The 17,843-nt window shown below is 72.6% G+C and carries 17 protein-coding genes; 8 read left to right on the plus strand and 9 right to left on the minus strand.

Annotated elements, in window-relative coordinates; all coding sequences use genetic code 11:
• Position 1 precedes the first annotated feature (1 nt).
• A complete protein-coding gene (locus ACIGO8_RS20465; protein WP_399732263.1) occupies positions 2–1,894 on the minus strand; it encodes an AAA family ATPase in 1,893 nt (630 codons plus the stop codon).
• 305 nt (positions 1,895–2,199) lie between these two features.
• Complete coding sequence (locus ACIGO8_RS20470) at positions 2,200–2,829, minus strand: uridine kinase (RefSeq protein WP_399732266.1); 630 nt, start codon at positions 2,827–2,829, stop codon at positions 2,200–2,202.
• A gap of 186 nt (positions 2,830–3,015) precedes the next feature.
• Between ACIGO8_RS20470 and ACIGO8_RS20475 the strand changes: the two genes are divergently transcribed.
• The gene (locus ACIGO8_RS20475) at positions 3,016–4,431 is read left to right on the plus strand and encodes a peptidase C39 family protein (protein ID WP_399732268.1); all 1,416 of its coding nucleotides are present in this window, start codon (positions 3,016–3,018) and stop codon (positions 4,429–4,431) included.
• Between the two features lie 73 nt (positions 4,432–4,504).
• Here ACIGO8_RS20475 and ACIGO8_RS20480 read toward each other — a convergent pair whose 3' ends face one another.
• Together ACIGO8_RS20480 and ACIGO8_RS20485 are read right to left on the minus strand one after the other, a co-directional pair.
• Positions 4,505–4,774 (minus strand): hypothetical protein, encoded by a 270-nt coding sequence (locus ACIGO8_RS20480; RefSeq protein WP_399732271.1) that lies wholly within the window; start codon positions 4,772–4,774, stop codon positions 4,505–4,507.
• 452 nt (positions 4,775–5,226) lie between these two features.
• Positions 5,227–5,850 (minus strand): SMI1/KNR4 family protein, encoded by a 624-nt coding sequence (locus tag ACIGO8_RS20485; RefSeq protein WP_399732274.1) that lies wholly within the window; start codon positions 5,848–5,850, stop codon positions 5,227–5,229.
• A gap of 334 nt (positions 5,851–6,184) precedes the next feature.
• On the opposite strand from ACIGO8_RS20485, the gene ACIGO8_RS20490 reads away from it, so the two are divergent.
• Complete coding sequence (locus ACIGO8_RS20490) at positions 6,185–7,339, plus strand: acyl-CoA dehydrogenase family protein (protein ID WP_399732276.1); 1,155 nt, start codon at positions 6,185–6,187, stop codon at positions 7,337–7,339.
• Here the strand turns inward: ACIGO8_RS20490 and ACIGO8_RS20495 are convergent.
• Positions 7,302–7,676 (minus strand): hypothetical protein, encoded by a 375-nt coding sequence (locus ACIGO8_RS20495; protein WP_399732280.1) that lies wholly within the window; start codon positions 7,674–7,676, stop codon positions 7,302–7,304. The genes ACIGO8_RS20490 and ACIGO8_RS20495 overlap by 38 nt on opposite strands.
• 183 nt (positions 7,677–7,859) lie before the next feature.
• Here ACIGO8_RS20495 and ACIGO8_RS20500 point away from each other — a divergent pair, with 183 nt between their 5' ends.
• Complete coding sequence (locus tag ACIGO8_RS20500) at positions 7,860–8,981, plus strand: hypothetical protein (protein ID WP_399732282.1); 1,122 nt, start codon at positions 7,860–7,862, stop codon at positions 8,979–8,981.
• A 13-nt stretch (positions 8,982–8,994) separates the two neighbouring features.
• A complete protein-coding gene (locus ACIGO8_RS20505) occupies positions 8,995–10,095 on the plus strand; it encodes a phosphotransferase family protein (protein ID WP_399732285.1) in 1,101 nt (366 codons plus the stop codon).
• A 54-nt stretch (positions 10,096–10,149) separates the two neighbouring features.
• Here ACIGO8_RS20505 and ACIGO8_RS20510 read toward each other — a convergent pair whose 3' ends face one another.
• Positions 10,150–10,518 carry a hypothetical protein gene (locus ACIGO8_RS20510; RefSeq protein WP_399732288.1) on the minus strand — a complete coding sequence of 123 codons (369 nt, stop codon included), beginning with the start codon at positions 10,516–10,518 and terminating at the stop codon, positions 10,150–10,152.
• Positions 10,519–10,742: 224 nt separating this feature from the next.
• On the opposite strand from ACIGO8_RS20510, the gene ACIGO8_RS20515 reads away from it, so the two are divergent.
• From ACIGO8_RS20515 to fxsA, 4 genes are all read left to right on the plus strand, one after another.
• Entirely contained in the window at positions 10,743–11,183 is a 441-nt protein-coding gene (locus ACIGO8_RS20515) for an Lrp/AsnC family transcriptional regulator (RefSeq protein ID WP_382548111.1), read from the plus strand.
• Positions 11,184–11,339: 156 nt separating this feature from the next.
• Positions 11,340–12,950: an amidohydrolase gene (locus ACIGO8_RS20520; protein ID WP_399732291.1), complete on the plus strand. Its 1,611-nt coding sequence runs from the start codon at positions 11,340–11,342 to the stop codon at positions 12,948–12,950.
• A 403-nt stretch (positions 12,951–13,353) separates the two neighbouring features.
• The gene (locus ACIGO8_RS20525; protein WP_399732293.1) at positions 13,354–14,127 is read left to right on the plus strand and encodes a polyprenol monophosphomannose synthase; all 774 of its coding nucleotides are present in this window, start codon (positions 13,354–13,356) and stop codon (positions 14,125–14,127) included.
• Between the two features lie 52 nt (positions 14,128–14,179).
• Entirely contained in the window at positions 14,180–14,785 is a 606-nt protein-coding gene (fxsA, locus tag ACIGO8_RS20530; RefSeq protein ID WP_399732295.1) for an FxsA family membrane protein, read from the plus strand.
• A 212-nt stretch (positions 14,786–14,997) separates the two neighbouring features.
• Here fxsA and ACIGO8_RS20535 read toward each other — a convergent pair whose 3' ends face one another.
• From ACIGO8_RS20535 to ACIGO8_RS20545, 3 genes are all read right to left on the minus strand, one after another.
• Positions 14,998–15,372 carry an RNA polymerase-binding protein RbpA gene (locus tag ACIGO8_RS20535; RefSeq protein WP_026278069.1) on the minus strand — a complete coding sequence of 125 codons (375 nt, stop codon included), beginning with the start codon at positions 15,370–15,372 and terminating at the stop codon, positions 14,998–15,000.
• A gap of 255 nt (positions 15,373–15,627) precedes the next feature.
• On the minus strand, positions 15,628–16,989 hold the full coding sequence (locus ACIGO8_RS20540) for an MFS transporter (RefSeq protein WP_399732298.1): 1,362 nt from the start codon (positions 16,987–16,989) through the stop codon (positions 15,628–15,630).
• Between the two features lie 56 nt (positions 16,990–17,045).
• Positions 17,046–17,810: a glycerophosphodiester phosphodiesterase gene (locus tag ACIGO8_RS20545; RefSeq protein WP_399732301.1), complete on the minus strand. Its 765-nt coding sequence runs from the start codon at positions 17,808–17,810 to the stop codon at positions 17,046–17,048.
• Between the last annotated feature and the right edge of the window lie 33 nt (positions 17,811–17,843).

A 17,843-nucleotide genomic window follows, 5' to 3' on the forward strand; every position in this document is an offset into this window, starting at 1 on the left:
GTCAGATCGCCGGCGGTTCCTGCGGGCCGCGGTCCGCGGGGCCGCGGCCCGACAGGACCTCGCCGTACGCCTGCATCAGGTCCGGCAGGCGCAGCGTGGCGAGGTCCTCGCGGCTCGGGGTGCGCGGATAGCCGGACAGCCGCAGATCGCGGTAGGCGCAGGACTTCTCGTACAGGGTGCGCAGGAAGCGGCCGTTGCCGAGCTCGTCGATCCAGCCCTGGTCGACGACGTGCCCGCTGATCGACCGCAGCTCGTCCAGCGCCTCCTCGTCCCAGCCGTCGCCGTTGGCGGCGGCGAGCACCTCGCCGATCGCGGTGAGCTCCAGCGGGCGGTACGACGGGAAGTCGACCCGCGTGGTGAAGCGGGAGGACAGCCCGGGGTTGGTGGCGAGGAGCCGGTCCATGCCCTCGGGATAGCCGGCCAGGATCACCACCAGGTGGTCGCGGTTGTCCTCGGCCCGTTTCAGCAGGACCTGGAGGGCCTCGTCGCCGTAGGCGTCGCCCTTGCTGTAGCCGGTGTTGGACAGCGAATAGGCCTCGTCGACGAAGAGCACCCCACCGACCGCCGAGTCGATCAGCTCGTTGGCCTTGACGGCGGTCTGGCCCAGGAACTCGCCGACCAGGTCGGCCCGCTGGGCCTCCACGAGATGGTCGCCGCCGAGCAGCCCGAGGGCGTAGAAGACCCGGCCGAGAATGCGGGCGACGGTGGTCTTGCCGGTGCCCGAGGGGCCGGAGAAGACGAAGTGCCGTTTCGGCGGCTGGACCGGAAGGCCCTGCCCGGCGCGCAGCCGCGCCATCTCCAGCTGCGCCGACAGGGCCTTCACCTGCCGTTTGACCGGCTCGAGTCCGACCATCCGCTCCAGTTCGGCGAGCGCCTCCGCGAGCAGCTCCGGATCGGTGGTGCCGGCCGGGAAGCGGGGCGGCACCGGCTGCGGGGGGACCACCGCCTTCTGGCGCTCGAAGTCCGGCGGCTCCGGCGGCGCGGGCGGCGGACCGGGCACCTCGGGCCGCAGCAGCAGCCCGTCGCCTGCCGCCAGGTCGGGATCGGCCCGTTCGCCGTCCACGGTGTCCTGGCCGAGCCCGCCGTAGACGGCCGGCGCGAAGCCGATCAGGTCGTCCGTGCCCTCGAAGCCGTCGTACTCGGCGATGGCGGCGAGCCGGGCCGCCGTGTCCATGAACGCCGGGTCGATCCGGTGCACCGCCCGGTAGAGCGGGAGCGCGGCGGCGCTGCGGCCGGTGCCCTCGTGCGCCCGGGCGAGCCAGTAGCGCAGCTCCTTGCGCTGCGGCTGTTCGCTGCGACAGCGCATGAGCGCCGCCGCGAGCAGCGGTTCGGCCTGCCCGTACATCTCCAGCCGCACCCGGGCCATGCCGCCGAACAGCCCGGCCTCGATGCCCAGCATCGGGTCGTCGACCAGCGGCTCGGTGTGCCGCACCAGCTGGTCCCAGTCCTTCACCAGATACGCCCGGCAGGCGTGCAGGAAGCGGACCTGCGGGTCGGTGTCGACCGGCGGCAGCCCGGCCAGCGCCCGGTCCAGCTCGGCTACATGGCGGCCGTCGAGCCAGTGCGAGGCGTGCGCGAGCAGCAGGTCGCGGGGACTCTCCAGGACCGGCTGCACCCACCAGCCGAGCCAGTACCAGGAGTTCAGGGTCTTGCGGTGCCGGGTGCGCTGCTCGCCGAACCGCTCCCGGTTGCGGTACATCCGCAGCAGGGCGGTCGTGGTGTCGACCCGCAGCGCGTGCAGACCGAGCCAGCCGTCGGCCATGCCCGGGTCGATGCGCACCGCCGTACGGAACTCCTCCTCGGCCTGCGGATAGGCGCCCATCGTGTAGGCGTCGACTCCGCGCAGCCAGGCGAGCTCGGCGGGGGCGTGCGCGCCCTGTGTGCCGAAGTCCATCGGGTCCCCCACAACCATCTACACGTGGACGGGAATTGACCGCACCGAGGGGCATCGTACCTGCGCAGAGGGTGCGTGATGAGGGAGAAGAAGGCGATCCGCCGTGATCGACGCGAACCGGCGCCGGCCCACCGACGGTGACCCTCGGTGAGCGTGGGGCGGAACGAAGCCCCCGATCACGGGGGAACAACCGGGGGCTTCGCGTCCGCGGCGACTCCGAGGAGCCGCACATTGAGAACGTAAGACCTGTACGCCCCTTGGGTCAAGCCGAGTTGAGGCACTTGCGGAAGCGGACTTCCATGTGCTCAGTTTGCGGGCGAAGAGCCGTCACCCTGGGTGATGGTCTGGTTCGGGCCTGCTGTCACACAAGGCCCTGGCAGCCACACGTACCCCTCAGGCACCTCCCGTACCAGGGCGTCGGCGAAGGGCCGCGAAGGGTCCTCGGCGAAATGGCGAGTCTCCGCCACGGTCCAGCCGTCCCAGAAGGAGGAGAGCTCCGGCCCGTCGCGGTGCCGGCCGCGCCCCCACGACTCCTCGGGACCGCGCTCCATCCACAGCAGCCCCGCCAGGAACGGCCGCAGCGCCCGCCGCCCGGCCCCCACACCCTCCACCAGCACCACGGGCGCCGGCGGCAGCGGCCTCGGCGGACCGAAGGAGCGCAGCGTCCAGTCGTACGGGTGGTAGAGCGCCGTCTCGCCCCGCGACAGCGGCCCGATCACCTCGGCGAGCATCCGGTCCGTCCACGCGAACAGCTCCGCATGGCTGGCGAGGTCGTCGAGGTGCAGCACGGGCGCGCCGCCGAGCGCGACCGAGAGCCGGCCGGCGAACGTCGACTTGCCGGAGCCCGCGTGACCGTCGACCGCGACGAGCCGCACCGGTCCGCAGGACGGCGGCAGCCGGCGCAAGGACGCCGCCGCGCGGTCGAGATCGTTCATGGGCTCCAGCCTAGGGGAACCGCCGGCGGCGGCCCGCCGCAGGTCAGCGCTGCCCGCAGCGCCACTGGTGAAGACCAATATTGCTCGGGCGGCACGCGTCGAATCGCTGGCAGAAGCCCTCCACGAGCCGCGATAGTGGGCCCGCAGCCCGTCCCTTCACCACCACCGACTGGAGGGTCACCGCCCATGCCCCCTGCCACCCCGCGCCGTACCGTCCTCGCCGCCGCCCTCGCGGCCGCCGCCGGCACGGCCGCGGCCACCTCCGCCGCTCCCGCGAGCGCCGCCGAGACCTGCGCCGGCGCCGCGGCCGGCATCCCGGCCGAGGTCTGCGACGCCGCCGAGGCCGGTCCCGAGGCCGGTACCCCGGCGCCCGGCCTCGTCGACAACCGCTTCTGGAGCACCTACACCGACTGGCGCTGCGGCACGCCCGCCGGCACCCGGGCCGTCGCCGGCCACCGCCCCGGCCTGGTCATCGACACGCCGGCCGGCCGCACCGACTACACCGACCCGCACACCGGCCGGACCGGCACCTGGGAGTACGCGACCTGGACCTCGCCCGTCCACACCTCCACCGTCCCCGCCACCGAGGTCGTCGCCTCCTGGAACGCCCACACGCCGCCCGGCACCTGGCTCCAGGTCGACCTGCGCGGCACGTACGGCGACGGCACCGAGACGCCCTGGTTCGTCATGGGCCGCTGGGCCTCGGGCGACACCGACATCCGCCGCACCTCGGTCGACGACCAGAGCGACGGCAAGGCCACCATCTGGACCGACACCTTCTCCGTGGACGACCCGGCGAGCGGACTCCGCCTCGTCTCCTACCGGCTGCGCCTCACCCTCCACCGCACGCCCGGCACCACCCTCACCCCGACCGTCTGGCGGCTCGGCGCGATGGCCTCGGACATCCCGGACCGCTTCACCGTGCCCGCCTCCGCGCCGGGCCTCGACCACGAACTGACCGTGCCGCGCTACTCGCAGAACACCCACGTCGGCCAGTACCCGGAGTACGACAACGGCGGCGAGGCCTGGTGCAGCCCCACCTCCTCGCAGATGATCGTCGAGTACTGGGGCCGCCGCCCCGCCGCCGAGGACCTCGCCTGGGTCAACCCCGACTTCGCCGACCCGCAGGTGTGCCACGCCGCCCGCTTCACCTACGACTACCAGTACGCGGGCTGCGGCAACTGGCCCTTCAACGCCGCCTACGCCGCCACCTACCCCGACCTGAACGCGGTGGTGACCCGACTCGGCTCGCTCACCGACCTGGAGACCCTGATCCGCGCCGGCATCCCGGCCATAACGTCCCAGTCCTTCCGCAAGGAGGAACTCACCGGCGCCGGCTACGGCACCTCCGGCCACCTGATGACCGTGATCGGCTTCACCGCCGACGGCGACGTCATCGCCAACGACCCCGCCTCCCCGAACAACCCCGCCGTCCGCCGGGTCTACCGCCGCCACGAATGGGAGAACATCTGGCTCCGGACCAAGCGGTACGACGCGAACGGCAAGGTAAGAAGCGGCACGGGCGGCATCTGCTACCTCTTCTGGCCGAACCGACCGACCCCACCCCAACGCCGCGCCCTGCGGGCGCTCGGCCTGCTGTGAGCGTGCGCGGCGCCGACTGCGGGAGCGAGCCACCGGCGCCGTCCGGCCAGGCGCTTCAGCTCCGCGACTCGGCTCACGCGTCCGCCTCCTGGTGATCATCGGTGTCGTCGTCCAGGGTCGGACGAAGCCTGCGGCGGGCCGCGTCCAGACGTTCGGCGTAGTCCGCCGCAAAGATCCCGGGCAGCGACTTGTCGAGTGTTCCGGCGATGCGGTGAAGGGGCGCCCAGACCGCCGCATCGTCGACGAGACGGCTGAGGTCGGTCATCTGCACCCGCTCCAGCCAGTCCGACAGGACCAGCGCCTCATCCGGGGTGAGCTTGATGACGATCTCCGGATTCTCCACCGCTCGAACATAGCCCGTGAACCGTCTGGTGTCAGAGGCGCCTGGCACAGTGCCGCCGTGGACATCGATTCGTTCTGGGAGCTCATCGAAGAGTGCCGACGGCAGGCGCGGGGACCGGATGCACGCTCTGCGTGGCTGCGCGGCGAACTGTCGCGGAGGTCGCCGGCAAGGTCGAGACCCACCATCCACAGGCCGAAATAACAGAACCCAACGTGGAACGACGACTGGCCGGATTGGGAGTCGCTCGACTATGTCGCCATGGAGGCGTACGAGATCCTGACCGGCGTCGATGACGAGTGCGTAGAAGCGTTCTACGAGGCCGTCGACGCCGAGCAGAGCGACGAAGAGGGAAGGCTTGGGCCGCTTGGTGAGCGGTGGGACGTGCGCTGCGAGGACGAGGCATCGCGCAGGCTGCCGAGACTGAGCACGATGTTTCCCCTGCGATCACTCGCTCAGAAGGGCAGCTCGTCGACTTCGGGGAGCGGGAAGTAGCCGCGCGCCCATGGCCCGGGGACGGTCGCGGTGATCGACTCCAGGGCGGCGGCTGTCCTTCCTCGAACGTGCAGCCAGCTCCGGTCACCCTGCCCGTCCAACCGCAGAAGTTTTCCTGGTGCGGAGAACCAGCGCACGGGTGCTTCCTCGGGCCCTGTCCACATCGGGTAGTCGGGCAGCTCGGCGTGTGTGAACAGCCGCGGTAGCTCACGGATCACTTCCACGGACAGTTCGCACGCGTTGTAGAGCCGCCCGTCGCTGAACAGCGTCTCGCTGAGGACAAGTTCGACCCAGGCGAGGGAGACCCGCTCCGTGAAGGGGATCCAACCGTCTCGCGACTGCACGAACACCGGCGGATCGTCCTGATCGAGGTCCCGCAGACGAACGCCCCAGAAGGCACACCCTTGGTTCTCGCTGCGGAAGACGAGGACTTCTCCGAACTTGTCGTGTACGAAGAGCTCGGAGGGTGGCAGCAGCGGATCCAGGTTGCCGGTGAGGTCGTGTCGTGTCGCACCGAGAAGTGAGTAGCCCTCGCGCAGCGCCACGGGCAGGCGGAGTCCGAGGGCTGCCTCGGCCTGCTCCAACTCCGTCCTTTGTGTGCCGGAGGCGTCACCCAGTGGGGCCGACCAAGCTGCAGCGAAGTCGCGGACACAATCCCATGCCTGCCGTCTGTCGCGTATCCCGCCGCGCAGAGCCTGAGCCATGTCCCAAGAGCCGGCCATGTCGCTGACGGTACAAGGCCGAGAGCCGGGCCAGGTCTGCAGAGGGGTGATTCACGTAGAACCGGACTGGTTCGCTGCTCAAGCGAAGCGCGGAAGCCGCCGAACGGGGAAAGTACGGGGGCGGGGCCGCCTGGCGTCGGGGGGCGGGGTGGCCGGCGGGGGAGCATGAGGGGCCGAGAGGGAGGAGGGCGCCGACATGTCCGTGGAACGGCGGTTGCCGAGCGAGGAGGCGCGGGAGCTGTTCGCGCTCGTGCGGGAGATCGTCGCGCGGGAGGTCGCGCCCAGGGCCGCCGAGGAGGAGGCCGCGGGCCGCTTCCCGCGCGAGCTGTTCTCGCTGCTGTCCGCGTCCGGGCTGCTCGGACTGCCGTACGACTCCGCGTACGGCGGCGGCGACCAGCCGTACACCGTCCATCTGCAGGTGCTGGAGGAGCTGGCCGCCGCCCGGCTCACCGTGGCCCTCGGGGTCAGCGTGCACAGCCTCGCCTGTCACGCCCTGGCCGTCTTCGGTACGGAGGAGCAGCGGGCCGCGCACCTGCCCGCGATGCTCGGCGGCGGGCTGCTCGGTGCGTACTGCCTGTCCGAGCCGTCCTCGGGCTCCGACGCGGCGGCGCTGCGGACCCGCGCGGTCAGGGACGGCGACGAGTGGGTGCTCGACGGCACCAAGGCGTGGATCACCCACGGCGGGATCGCCGACTTCTACACCGTGATGGCCCGCACCGGCGGCGAGGGCCCGAAGGGCATCACGGCCTTCCTGGTGCCGGGCGACGCGCCGGGGCTGAGCGCCGCCGCTCCCGAGCGGAAGATGGGGATGAAGGGCTCGCCCACCGCGCAGGTGCACCTCGACGGCGTGCGCGTCCCGGACGCGCGGCGGATCGGGGCGGAGGGGCAGGGCTTCGCGATCGCCCTCGCGGCCCTGGACTCCGGGCGGCTCGGGATCGCCGCCTGCGCCGTGGGGCTCGCGCAGGCCGCGCTGGACGTGGCCGTGGCGTACGCGCGCGAGCGGCGCCAGTTCGGCCGGCCGATCGCCGACTTCCAAGGCCTGCGCTTCCTGCTCGCCGACATGGCCACGCAGATCGAGGCGGGCCGGGCCCTGTACCTGGAGGCGGCGCGCCTGCGCGACGAGGGGCGGCCGTTCTCCCGGCAGGCGGCGATGGCGAAGCTGTTCTGCTCGGACGCGGCGATGCGGGTCACGACGGACGCGGTGCAGGTGCTCGGCGGTTACGGCTACACCGCGGACTTTCCCGTCGAACGCTTCCTTCGGGAGGCGAAGATGCTCCAGATCGTCGAGGGCACCAATCAGATCCAGCGGGTGGTCATCGCCCGTCACCTTGCCGGACCAGAGTCCCGCTGACGCGTACGGTGCGGTCCGCCCAGACGGGTCCGGCGGCCAGCCGGCTCCACTCCTGGTCGCGGTGGCCGGGCAGGGTCCTGCCGCGGCTGGCCCAGAGCTGGAGGACGGCCGTGTAGATGGGCGGGTCCGCCGGGTGCGCGGCCGGGCCGGGTGCGGCGTGACCGGGCGCGGTGTGACCGGGCAGGGCCGTACCGGGCACGGCCGTCGGCGCCGGCCCGGGGACCGGTACCGGCACGGGCGCCGGCGGCCCGGCCTCCCGCTGAACCGATTCTTCAAAGTGCGGATCGGGCTGCCGGTGCCGGCCGTATCCGCTGGGTGTCGTATACAGCGTGGTCATGCCCTGCCCAACGTTCAGGCCCGCTTTCCGGTCACCGCCGAAGGCCGTCGGGCGGGAGTTCGACCCGTCCCCGCCGTACGGCCCCGGGCGCCCCGCCCTGCACGGCTCTGGTCCCCGGCGCCGTTTCTGACGTACCGTCAATTCCCGTTCGCGGCCCAGGAGATCGCGCCCAGGAGGCTACACGTGTCAGACGACCGGCCCGTCCCGCTCGACGAGTACCCCGTGCACCAGGCACCTCTCTCCATGAAGCACCACGTCAGCGGCGACCGGAACGCCTACGACCGCTGCATCTTCCACGTCTTCGACCACCACGGCCGCGCCCTGCTCGTCGCCGGCCTCGGCGTCTACCCCAACACCGGAGTCGTCGACGCCTACGCGACCCTGCGCACCGGCGACCGGCTGCACGCCGTGCGCGCCTCCGACGCCCTCGGCGAGGACCGCATGGACCTCTCCGTCGGCCCGCTGCGCATCACCGTCGACGAGCCCCTGCGGCGGCTCGGCCTGCACTGCGCACCCGATCCCGACGACCCCGACGCGCTCTCCTTCGACCTCACCTGGACCGGCGACTTCCCCGCCGTCTGGGAGCCCCACCACACCCAGCGCCGCGGCGACCGCCTCACCCTGGAGGGCCGCCGCTTCGTCCAGGCCGGACACGCCACCGGCACCATCCGGGCCGGCGGCGAGGAGTTCACGGTCACGGCGGGGGAGTGGACCGGCACCCGCGACCGCAGCTGGGGCGTGCGGCCCCTGCCCGGCGAAGAGCCCGGTCGCGCCGAGGAGTTCCGCCCCGAGGGCTTCCACTGGCTCTGGATCCCGATGCGCTTCGACGACCGCTTCCTCATGGTCATCGCCCAGGAGGACGCCGACGGCTACCGCACCCTCAACGAGGCGCTGCTCGTACGCAACGGCCGCCGCGACACCCAGCTCGGCTGGCCCCGCACCGACATCACCTACCGCCCCGGCACCCGCGATCCCGCACGCGCCGTCGTCCATCTCACCGACCCGGCCGGCAAGCCGCTGGAGATCGGCGTCGAGATCCTCGCCTCCTCGCCGCTGGCCGTCGGCGCCGGCTACCCGCCCGCACCCGACTGGCAGCACGGCAGCTGGCAGGGCCGGAACTGGACCGACCGACGCGTCTACGACCTCTCCGACCCGGCCGCCCACCCCATGGCCGCCTTCGGCGTCACCGACCACGCCGCCCGCTTCACCCTCGAAGGCCGCACCGGCTACGGCATCTTCGAGCACGGCTCCTTCGGCCGTCACGACCCCAGCGGCTTCGCCGACTACGCCGCCACCGCCCCGTAAAGGAGCCGCCGCCATGGCCACCGCGCCCCGTCCCCGCACGACCACCCGCGATCCCGAGGAGCTCGGCCGCCGGCTCGCCGCCTGGCTCGGCCGGCTGCTGCCCGGCGCCCGCGTGACCGGGCTCGCCGTGCCCGGCTCCAACGGGATGTCCAGCGAGACCCTGCTCTTCGACCTCGACCACCCCGACGCCCCGGTCCGCGGCTGCGCGCTGCGGCTGGCCGCCGACCCCGCCGCGTACACCGTCTTCCCGGTCTACGACCTGGCGCGCCAGTACCGGGTGATGCGCCTGGTCGGCGAGCGCACCGACGTGCCCGTGCCACGGGTGCTCTGGCTGGAGGAGGACCCCGAACCGCTCGGCGCGCCGTTCTTCGTGATGGCCCGCGCCGAGGGCAGGGTGCCGCCGGACGTCATGCCCTACACGTACGAGGGAAACTGGCTGCACGCGGCCGACGACGCCGAACGCGCCCTCCTGGAGGCCGAGTCGGTGGCGGTCCTCGCCCGGCTCCACGACCAGTTCCCGGCGAAGGAGGCCGAGTTCCTGCTTCCCGACGGGCAGGGCAGCCCGCTGCGCCGTCACGTCGAGGCCCAACGCGCCTACTACGCCTGGGTGGTGGACGGCCTCGCGCCCTCGCCGCTCATCGAGGAGGCCTTCGCGTGGCTGGAGGCGCACTGGCCCGCCGACGAGGGGCCGGCCGTGCTGAACTGGGGCGACGCCCGGATCGGGAACATCGTCTACGACGGTTTCCGGCCCGCCGCCGTCCTCGACTGGGAGATGGCCGGATACGCCCCGCGCGAGGTCGACCTCGGCTGGACGGTCTATCTGCACCGCTTCTTCCAGGACCTCACCGTCGGCTTCGGCCAGCCCGGTCTGCCGGACTTCCTGCGCCGCGACGCGGTCGAGCGGCGCTACGCCGAACTGACCGGGCACACACCGCGCGACATGGACTTCCACACCCTGTACGCGGCGCTGCGGCACGCGATCGTGATGCTCAGGATCGCGTACCGCCAGGCGTACTTCGGAGAGGTCGAGGTGCCGCGGCGCGCCGAGGACGTCGACAGCCTGATCCTGCACCACGCCACGCTCGCGGCGATGGTGCGGGGACGCTACTGGTGACGACCCGGCGGACGCGGGCGCCGGTGCGGGCGCGGGCGCGGACGCGGAGCCTGGTCAGGCGGCGCGGCGCAGCTGGGCCGCCTTGATCGGGCGCGAGCCCGGGCCGCCGACGTGCGAGAAGGGCTGCGTCCGCCAGTCCAGGCCCTGCGGGAGCGTCAGGAGCAGGCCCGTGTCCTGCTCCTGGACCTCCAGGGTCTCGTCGGCGGGACGGGCCTCGGCGGCGCCCCGGCCCGTGCCGGTGCAGACCGTCAGGACGAAGGGGTTCCACGGCGTCGGGCAGAGCGCGTGCTCCGGCAGGACGTCCTCGTCCGCGAGCAGCGCGATCGGCTGCTCGCAGTCCGGGCAGATCACCCGGTACATCTCAAAGGTGTCGTACGCGTCGAACTCGTCGGACGTGTCGACGGAATCAACAGGCTCCTGCATGGAGAATCTCCCCCTCGGACGGGTCGGCCGGATCTGAGTGGCCTCGACCACAGCAAGCAATTCCCATACGGACTCCCGCATAACCGTGAGGTCACGCCCGAGACCGCGCAAAACCTGTGGCGTTCGTCACATGCCGGTCGCAGGTGCCCCGCAACTGCCCAAAGAGTGGGATGGGAGCCGGGCCCGACTGTGCCCGGGTGCCTCCGGGGCAATAGGGTCACCGCATGGAGGAGCTGGATCGTCAGATCGTCGAGTTGCTCGTCAAGGACGGGCGCATGAGCTACACCGACCTGGGCAAGGCCACGGGCCTGTCCACCTCGGCCGTACATCAGCGCGTCCGCCGGCTCGAGCAGCGCGGAGTCATCCGCGGCTACGCCGCCGTCGTCGACCCGGAGGCCGTCGGCCTGCCGCTCACCGCCTTCATCTCGGTGAAACCCTTCGACCCCAGCGCTCCCGACGACACCCCCGACCGGCTCGCCGACATCCCCGAGATCGAGGCCTGTCACAGCGTCGCGGGCGAGGAGAACTACATCCTCAAGGTGCGCGTCGCCACACCGCTGGAGCTCGAGCACCTGCTCAGCCGCATCCGGTCGCAGGCCCATGTCTCCAGCCGCACCACGGTCGTCCTGTCCACGCCGTACGAGGCGAGACCGCCGCGCGTCTAGCGCCCGTACGCCGCACGCCGGGCCCGCGTCCGGTGCCGCGTCAGCCTCATGCCGGGCCCGCGGCCGGCGCCTCGCCCGCCGCGGGCCGGGCCCTCGCCCGCCGCGGCCCGGGCCCCGGCGGGCAAACCGGGACCCACCAGGTCCTAGCCTGGTCGCATGAGCGCGAACGAACACCGCACCGTGCTGCTGCGCGGTGGAGAAGTCCACAGCCCCGCCGACCCCTTCGCCACCGCCATGGTGGTGGAGCGCGGGCACGTCGCCTGGGTGGGCTCGGAAGGCGCGGCCGACGCCTTCGCCTCCGGCGTGGACGAGGTGGTCGACCTCGACGGCGCGCTCGTCACCCCGGCCTTCGTCGACGCCCATGTGCACACCACCGCGACCGGCCTCGCCCTGACCGGTCTCGACCTGTCCGCCGCCGCCTCGCTCGCCGACGCGGCGGAGCGGATCCGTGCCTACGCCACCGCCCGCCCGGCCGACCGGATCCTCATCGGCCACGGCTGGGACGCCGCCCGCTGGCCCGAGCGCCGCCCGCTGACCCGCGCCGAACTCGACGAGCTCACCGGCGGCCGGCCGCTCTACCTCACCCGGATCGACGTCCACTCGGCCGTCGTCACCACCGCCCTGCTCGACCTCGTCCCCGGCGTCCGCGCGCTGGCCGGCTTCGACGACGGGCAGCCGCTCACCGGCGACGCCCACCACGCCGTCCGCGCCGCCGCCTACGCCGCGCTCTCGCCCCGGCAGCGCACCGAGGCCCAGCGCGCCGCCCGCCGGCACGCCGCCTCGCTCGGCATCGGCACCCTCCACGAGTGCGGCGGCCCCGAGATCTCCTCCGAGGAGGACTTCACCGGCCTCCTCGACCTCGCCCGCAGCGAGCCCGGCCCGCGCGTCGTCGGCTACTGGGCGGACCTCGACGTCGAGCGGGCCCGGGCGCTCGGCGCGCTCGGCGCGGCCGGCGACCTCTTCGCCGACGGCTCCCTCGGCTCCCACACCGCGTGCCTGCACGAGGCCTACGCGGACCGGGACGCCACCGGCGTCGCCCACCTGGACGCGGCCGCCGTCGCCGCCCACGTCGTGGCCTGCACCGAGACCGGCCTCCAGGCCGGTTTCCACGCCATCGGCGACGCCGCCGTCGACGCGGTCCTCGAGGGCGTCCGGACCGCCTCCGAAAAGCTCGGCCTGGCCCGGATCAGGGCCGCCCGCCACCGCGTCGAGCACGCCGAGATGCTGAGCCCGGAGGCGATCGCCGGCTTCGCCGAGCTGGGCCTGACCGCCTCCGTGCAGCCGGCCTTCGACGCGTACTGGGGCGGCGAGGAGGGCATGTACGCCGACCGCCTCGGCGTCGAGCGGGCCCGCGCCCTCAACCCGTACGCCGCCATGCTGCGCGCGGGCGTGCCGCTCGCCTTCGGCTCGGACAGCCCGGTCACGCCGCTGGACCCGTGGGGCACCGTCCGGGCCGCCGCCTTCCACCGGACGCCGGAGCACCGCGTCTCGGTCCGCGCCGCCTTCACCGCGCACACCCGGGGCGGCTGGCGCGCGGTCGGCCGCGACGACGCGGGCACCCTGGTGCCCGGCGCCCCGGCCGACTACGCGGTCTGGCGCACCGGCGAGCTGGTGGTCCAGGCGCCCGACGACCGGGTGGCCCGCTGGTCCACCGACCCGCGCTCCGGGACGCCCGGTCTGCCCGATCTGACGCCCGGCCGCGAGCTGCCCGTGTGCCTCCGCACCGTCGTCTCCGGACAAACGGTGTTCGTGCGGCCGAACGTGTGACACCAGGACATTTCGCTCCACGGGTCGGACCTCGTCCCGCTCGCCCACGACCTGCGGATCTTCGTCGCTGTCCTGCAGTGACGGTTCATCGCCGCAGGTCAAACGGGTGTTGACAGCAGGCCGCCACCGGCGGGTAGGTTCGGCGGGTCCACCACGGACGTCCGACCGGTTTCAAACCTCCACGCAGGCACCGAACGCCGCCCGCGCCTCGGGGGCGAGGGAAGGTTTTTCCGGCGGAGGGTGCGACCCGGGTGGGGCCCGGGCGTTCAGTAGACAACGGCCTCGGCCGATCCGCAGCCAGCGGGTCCCCGGGTCGGCCCGAAGGACGCCGGGCCCCGATCCCGCACCACATGCGCGCGGCTCGCTATGGTGGGGGCTCGCGTATGTATCCGAAGGGGCAGTAGTGAACGACGGTGGCCAGAGGCGATACGGCCCGCTCGGCAAGGCCTTGGTGATCATCCCGACCTACAACGAGGCGGAGAACATCAAGCCGATCGTCGCCCGGGTGCGGGAAGCCGTGCCCGATGCGCACGTGCTCGTCGCCGACGACAACAGCCCCGACGGCACGGGCAAGTTCGCCGACGAGATCGCCGCCGACGACGATCACGTCCACGTGCTGCACCGCAAGGGCAAGGAAGGGCTCGGCGCCGCCTACCTGGCCGGTTTCCGCTGGGGCATGGACCACGGCTACGACGTCCTCGTCGAGATGGACGCCGACGGCTCCCACCAGCCGGAGGAGCTGCCCCGGCTGCTCACCGCGCTCAAGGGCGCCGACCTGGTGCTCGGCTCCCGCTGGGTGCCCGGCGGCCGGATCGTGAACTGGCCCAAGTCCCGCGAGTTCATCTCCCGCGGCGGCAGCCTCTACTCCCGGCTCATGCTCGACGTGCCGATCCGCGACGTCACCGGCGGCTACCGCGCCTTCCGCAAGGAGACCCTCCTCGGCCTCGGCCTCGACGAGGTCGCCTCGGCCGGCTACTGCTTCCAGGTCGACCTGGCCCGGCGCGCCGTCGCCGCCGGATTCCACGTCGTGGAGGTGCCCATCACCTTCGTCGAGCGGGAGGTCGGCGACTCCAAGATGAGCCGCGACATCCTCGTCGAGGCGCTGTGGCGGGTCACCGGCTGGGGCGTCAGCGCCCGGGCCCGGAAGGTCGGCAAGCTGCTCGGCCGCAAGCCGTGAGCTGATCTCTCCTTTACGACGTTCCTGCGGGCATCCAGGCACACTGGGGTGCATGACGACCGGCGCAACGCCTCCTCTCGCCCCCACCACCGCCCCGAAGCGCTCCCGCGCGCGTACGTTCCTTCCGCTGGGCCTCGTCCTCTGGACGGTCCTGGAGATCTGGCTGCTCACCGTCGTGGCGAACGCGGCGGGCGGGCTCACCGTCTTCCTGCTGCTCGTCGGCGGCGCCGTGCTGGGTGCGACCGTCATCAAGCGGGCGGGCCGGCGGGCCTTCGCCCATCTCACCGGGACCTTCCAGCGGGCCCAGGAGGCGGCGCGGCGCGGCGAGATGCCCGCGGCCGCCGACCGGACCGGCGCGGAGGACCGCAACGGCTTCCTGATGCTGGGCGGCCTGCTGCTGATGATCCCCGGTCTGATCTCCGACGCGGCCGGTCTGCTGCTGCTGATCCCGCCGGTCCGTGCGGCCGTCGGGCGGTACGCGGAGAAGGCCGCGGAGCGCCGGATGGCCGCCGCGACGCCGGGCAGCCTCCAGGACGCCTTCCAGCAGGCCCGCATGCGCCGGCCGGACGGGAAGGTCGTGCAGGGTGAGGTCATCCGCCAGGACACGCCTCAGGGCCCGCCGCCGACCCAGGACTCCCGCCCGCCACTGACGCCCTGACGCGCGTACGGCCCGCCCGGCCCGCCGCGGGGCTCGTCCGGCACGGCCGCCGGCCCGTCGCCGGGCCCGGGCCGTACGCCTCTCGTACGGCCGCCGCGCCGGCCGCGCACGGAGACCCGCGCACAAACGCCGCGGGGCCCGGTACACGTTGCGTGTACCGGGCCCCGCGGCGTTGTTCTGTCAGGCCGTGCGGCCGTCGTCCCGTCGGTCCGTCAGGCGGACTTCCGGCTGTCGCGCGGATGCACGGCGATGTTCATGGCACCGGAACGAAGGACCGCCAGCCGCTCGGCCAGCACTTCCTCCAGCTCCTCGCGGGTGCGCCGCTCCATGAGCATGTCCCAGTGCGTACGCGCCGGCTTGCCCTTCTTCTCCTCGGGGCCGTCCCCGTCCACCAGGAGCGCCTGGCTTCCGCAGACCTTGCACTCCCACTCCGGCGGAATCTCCGCCTCGACCGAGAAGGGCATCTCGAAACGATGCCCCTTCTCGCATGCGTACTCCACCGCCTGGCGCGGGGCCAGATCGATGCCGCGGTCGGTCTCGTAGCTGGTCACCACGAGGCGCGTGCCGCGAAGAGCTCGCTCACTCATGAATCGTGCCTCCCGGGCTTGTCGCCCACAGGACAGGTGTCGCTGTCGTCGTCATCCGGTCAACGTCCGGTCGGCGGTAAAGATTCCCGTTCCGGGTCATGCGTCGCCCGTCGTGCCGCCCCTTTTTGTACCCACCAGTGCCCGTTTTGTCACATCTGGCAGCAGATGTCACCTAGCGTCTTCACTAAGTCAGCACGCAGTAACGGTCCGCCTGGCAGGCCAAAGGCGTACACTACCGCCCTTTCACTTCCGCGTCTAAATTCGGCCTGGCACGGGGTTTCCGGCGGCGGCCACCGCGCGCCGCACCGGGACCCGGGCGAGCAGGACGAAGCCGACGCCGAAGAAGATCACCAGAGAGATGATGGCATCCCGATAGCTTCCGGTCAGCTGATACGCGAGACCGAACACCAACGGACCCAGCCAGCTCAGTCCCCGGTCGCTCATCTCGTACGCCGAGAAGTACTCCGCCTCCTTGCCGCGCGGCACCAGATGCGAGAACAGCGACCGCGACAGCGCCTGGCTGCCGCCGAGGACCAGGCCGATCGCCGCCGCCAGGCAGTAGAAGAAGACCGGTGCCCCGGCCGGCAGGAAGTATCCGGCCAGCAGGATCGCCGTCCAGACCGCGAGCGAGGCGAGGATCGTCCGCTTCGCCCCGTACGAGCGCGCCATCCGGCCCATGCCCAGGGCGCCCGCCACGGCGAGCACCTGCACCAGCAGCACCGCCGTGATCAGCGTCGTCTGGTCCAGCCCCAGCTCCTCGGAGCCGAACACCGAGGCCTGCGAGATCACCGTCTGCACGCCGTCGTTGTAGATCAGGTACGCCAGCAGGAACGACAGCGTCAGCGGATGGCGGCGCATGTCGCGCAGCGTGGCCGACAACTGCTTCCAGCCGCTGCCGACGGCGCCCTCGCCGTGCACCCGCTCCGTCCGCCGGTCGCGCAGCCGGCGCAGCGGCACGAGCGTGAAGGCGCCCCACCACAGACCGGCGGAGGCCAGACAGATCCGTACCGCCGCGCCCTCGGACAGGCCGAAGGAGTCGTGACCCGCGTACACGACCAGATTGAGCACCAGGACCAGCGCGCCCGAGGTGTAGCCGAACGCCCAGCCGCGCGAGGAGACCGTGTCCCGCTCGTCGGGCTCGGCGATCTGCGGCAGATAAGCGTTGTAGAGCACCATCGACACCGACAGCGACGCGTTCGCCACGATCAGCAGGAAGGCGCCGAGGAGATAGCGCTCGCCCTCCAGGAAGAACATCCCGGTCGTCGCCGCCGCGCCCACGTACGCCGCCGCCGCGAGCAGCGGCTTCTTCCGGCCCGTACGGTCCGCCACGGCACCCACCAGCGGCATCGCGAACACCGCCACGACGATCGAGACCGACACGGCGTACGCGAAGAGGGAACCGGCCCGTACGGGCACGCCCAGCGGGTGCACGAATCCGTCGGCGTCCGCCGCGGCCTTGGCGACCGACGTCAGATAGGGCCCCAGGAACACGGTGACGACGCTGGTCGAGTAGACCGAGCACGCGAAGTCGTAGAAGTACCAGCCGCGCTGCTCGCGTCTGCGCGCGGCGGCCGGATCGGCGGTCCGGCCGTCCGGATCGGTGGTGTCTGCGGTCACGCCCGCGCCCCCTCGTTCGTCCCCGTTGACGGGACGCGCGCCCGGGCCGCGGGCCCTCAGACCCACGCTCCTCGCTCGGTCAGCACCGTGCGCAGCGTCTCCAGATGATCGGTCATGATGCCATCGACGCCCAGGTCGAGGAGAGTGTTCATCCGCGTGGGATCGTTCACGGTCCACACATGGACCTGGAGGCCGCGGGCGTGCGCCTCGCGCACGAAGCGCCGGTCCACGACCGGGAGGCCGGCCTGCCGCTCCGGCACCTGGGCGGCCACCGCGCCGGCCCGCAGCGCGGCCGGGATGCCGAGCGAGCGCAGCCGGAGGCCGAGGACGCCGGTCACCCCGTACGAGGTGGCGAGCCGCGGCCCGGCGAGCTTCTGCGCCCGTGCCACCCGCGCCTCGGTGAAGGAGCCCACGCACACCCGGTCCCAGGCGCCGGTCCGGGAGATCAGCTCCACCAGCGGCTCCAGGGCCGACTCGGCCTTCAGGTCCACGTTCCAGCGGGCCTCGGGAAACTCCTCCAGGAGGTCCGCGAAGAGCGGCAGCGGCTCCTTGCCGGCCACCCGCGCCTCCCGGACCGCCGCCCAGGGCAGGTCCCGGATCCGGCCCGCGGTGTCGGTGACCCGGTCGAGCGTGGCGTCGTGGAAGGCGACGAGCACGCCGTCCGACGTCGTGTGCACATCGGTCTCGAAATAGCGGTATCCGGCGGCGGCGGCGCGCCGGAAGGCGGCCGCGGTGTTCTCCAGGCCGTCCGCCGTGCCGCCGCGGTGGGCGAAGGGGAGGGGCGCCGGGTGGTCGAGGTAGGGGTGGCGTACGCGAGTCACCGCCGCAGTATGGCCTGCTCCGGTGTCGGGGCG

Origin of the sequence: Streptomyces sp. NPDC053493, from assembly GCF_044544825.1 — a bacterium.
Taxonomy (GTDB): Bacteria; Actinomycetota; Actinomycetes; order Streptomycetales; family Streptomycetaceae; genus Streptomyces.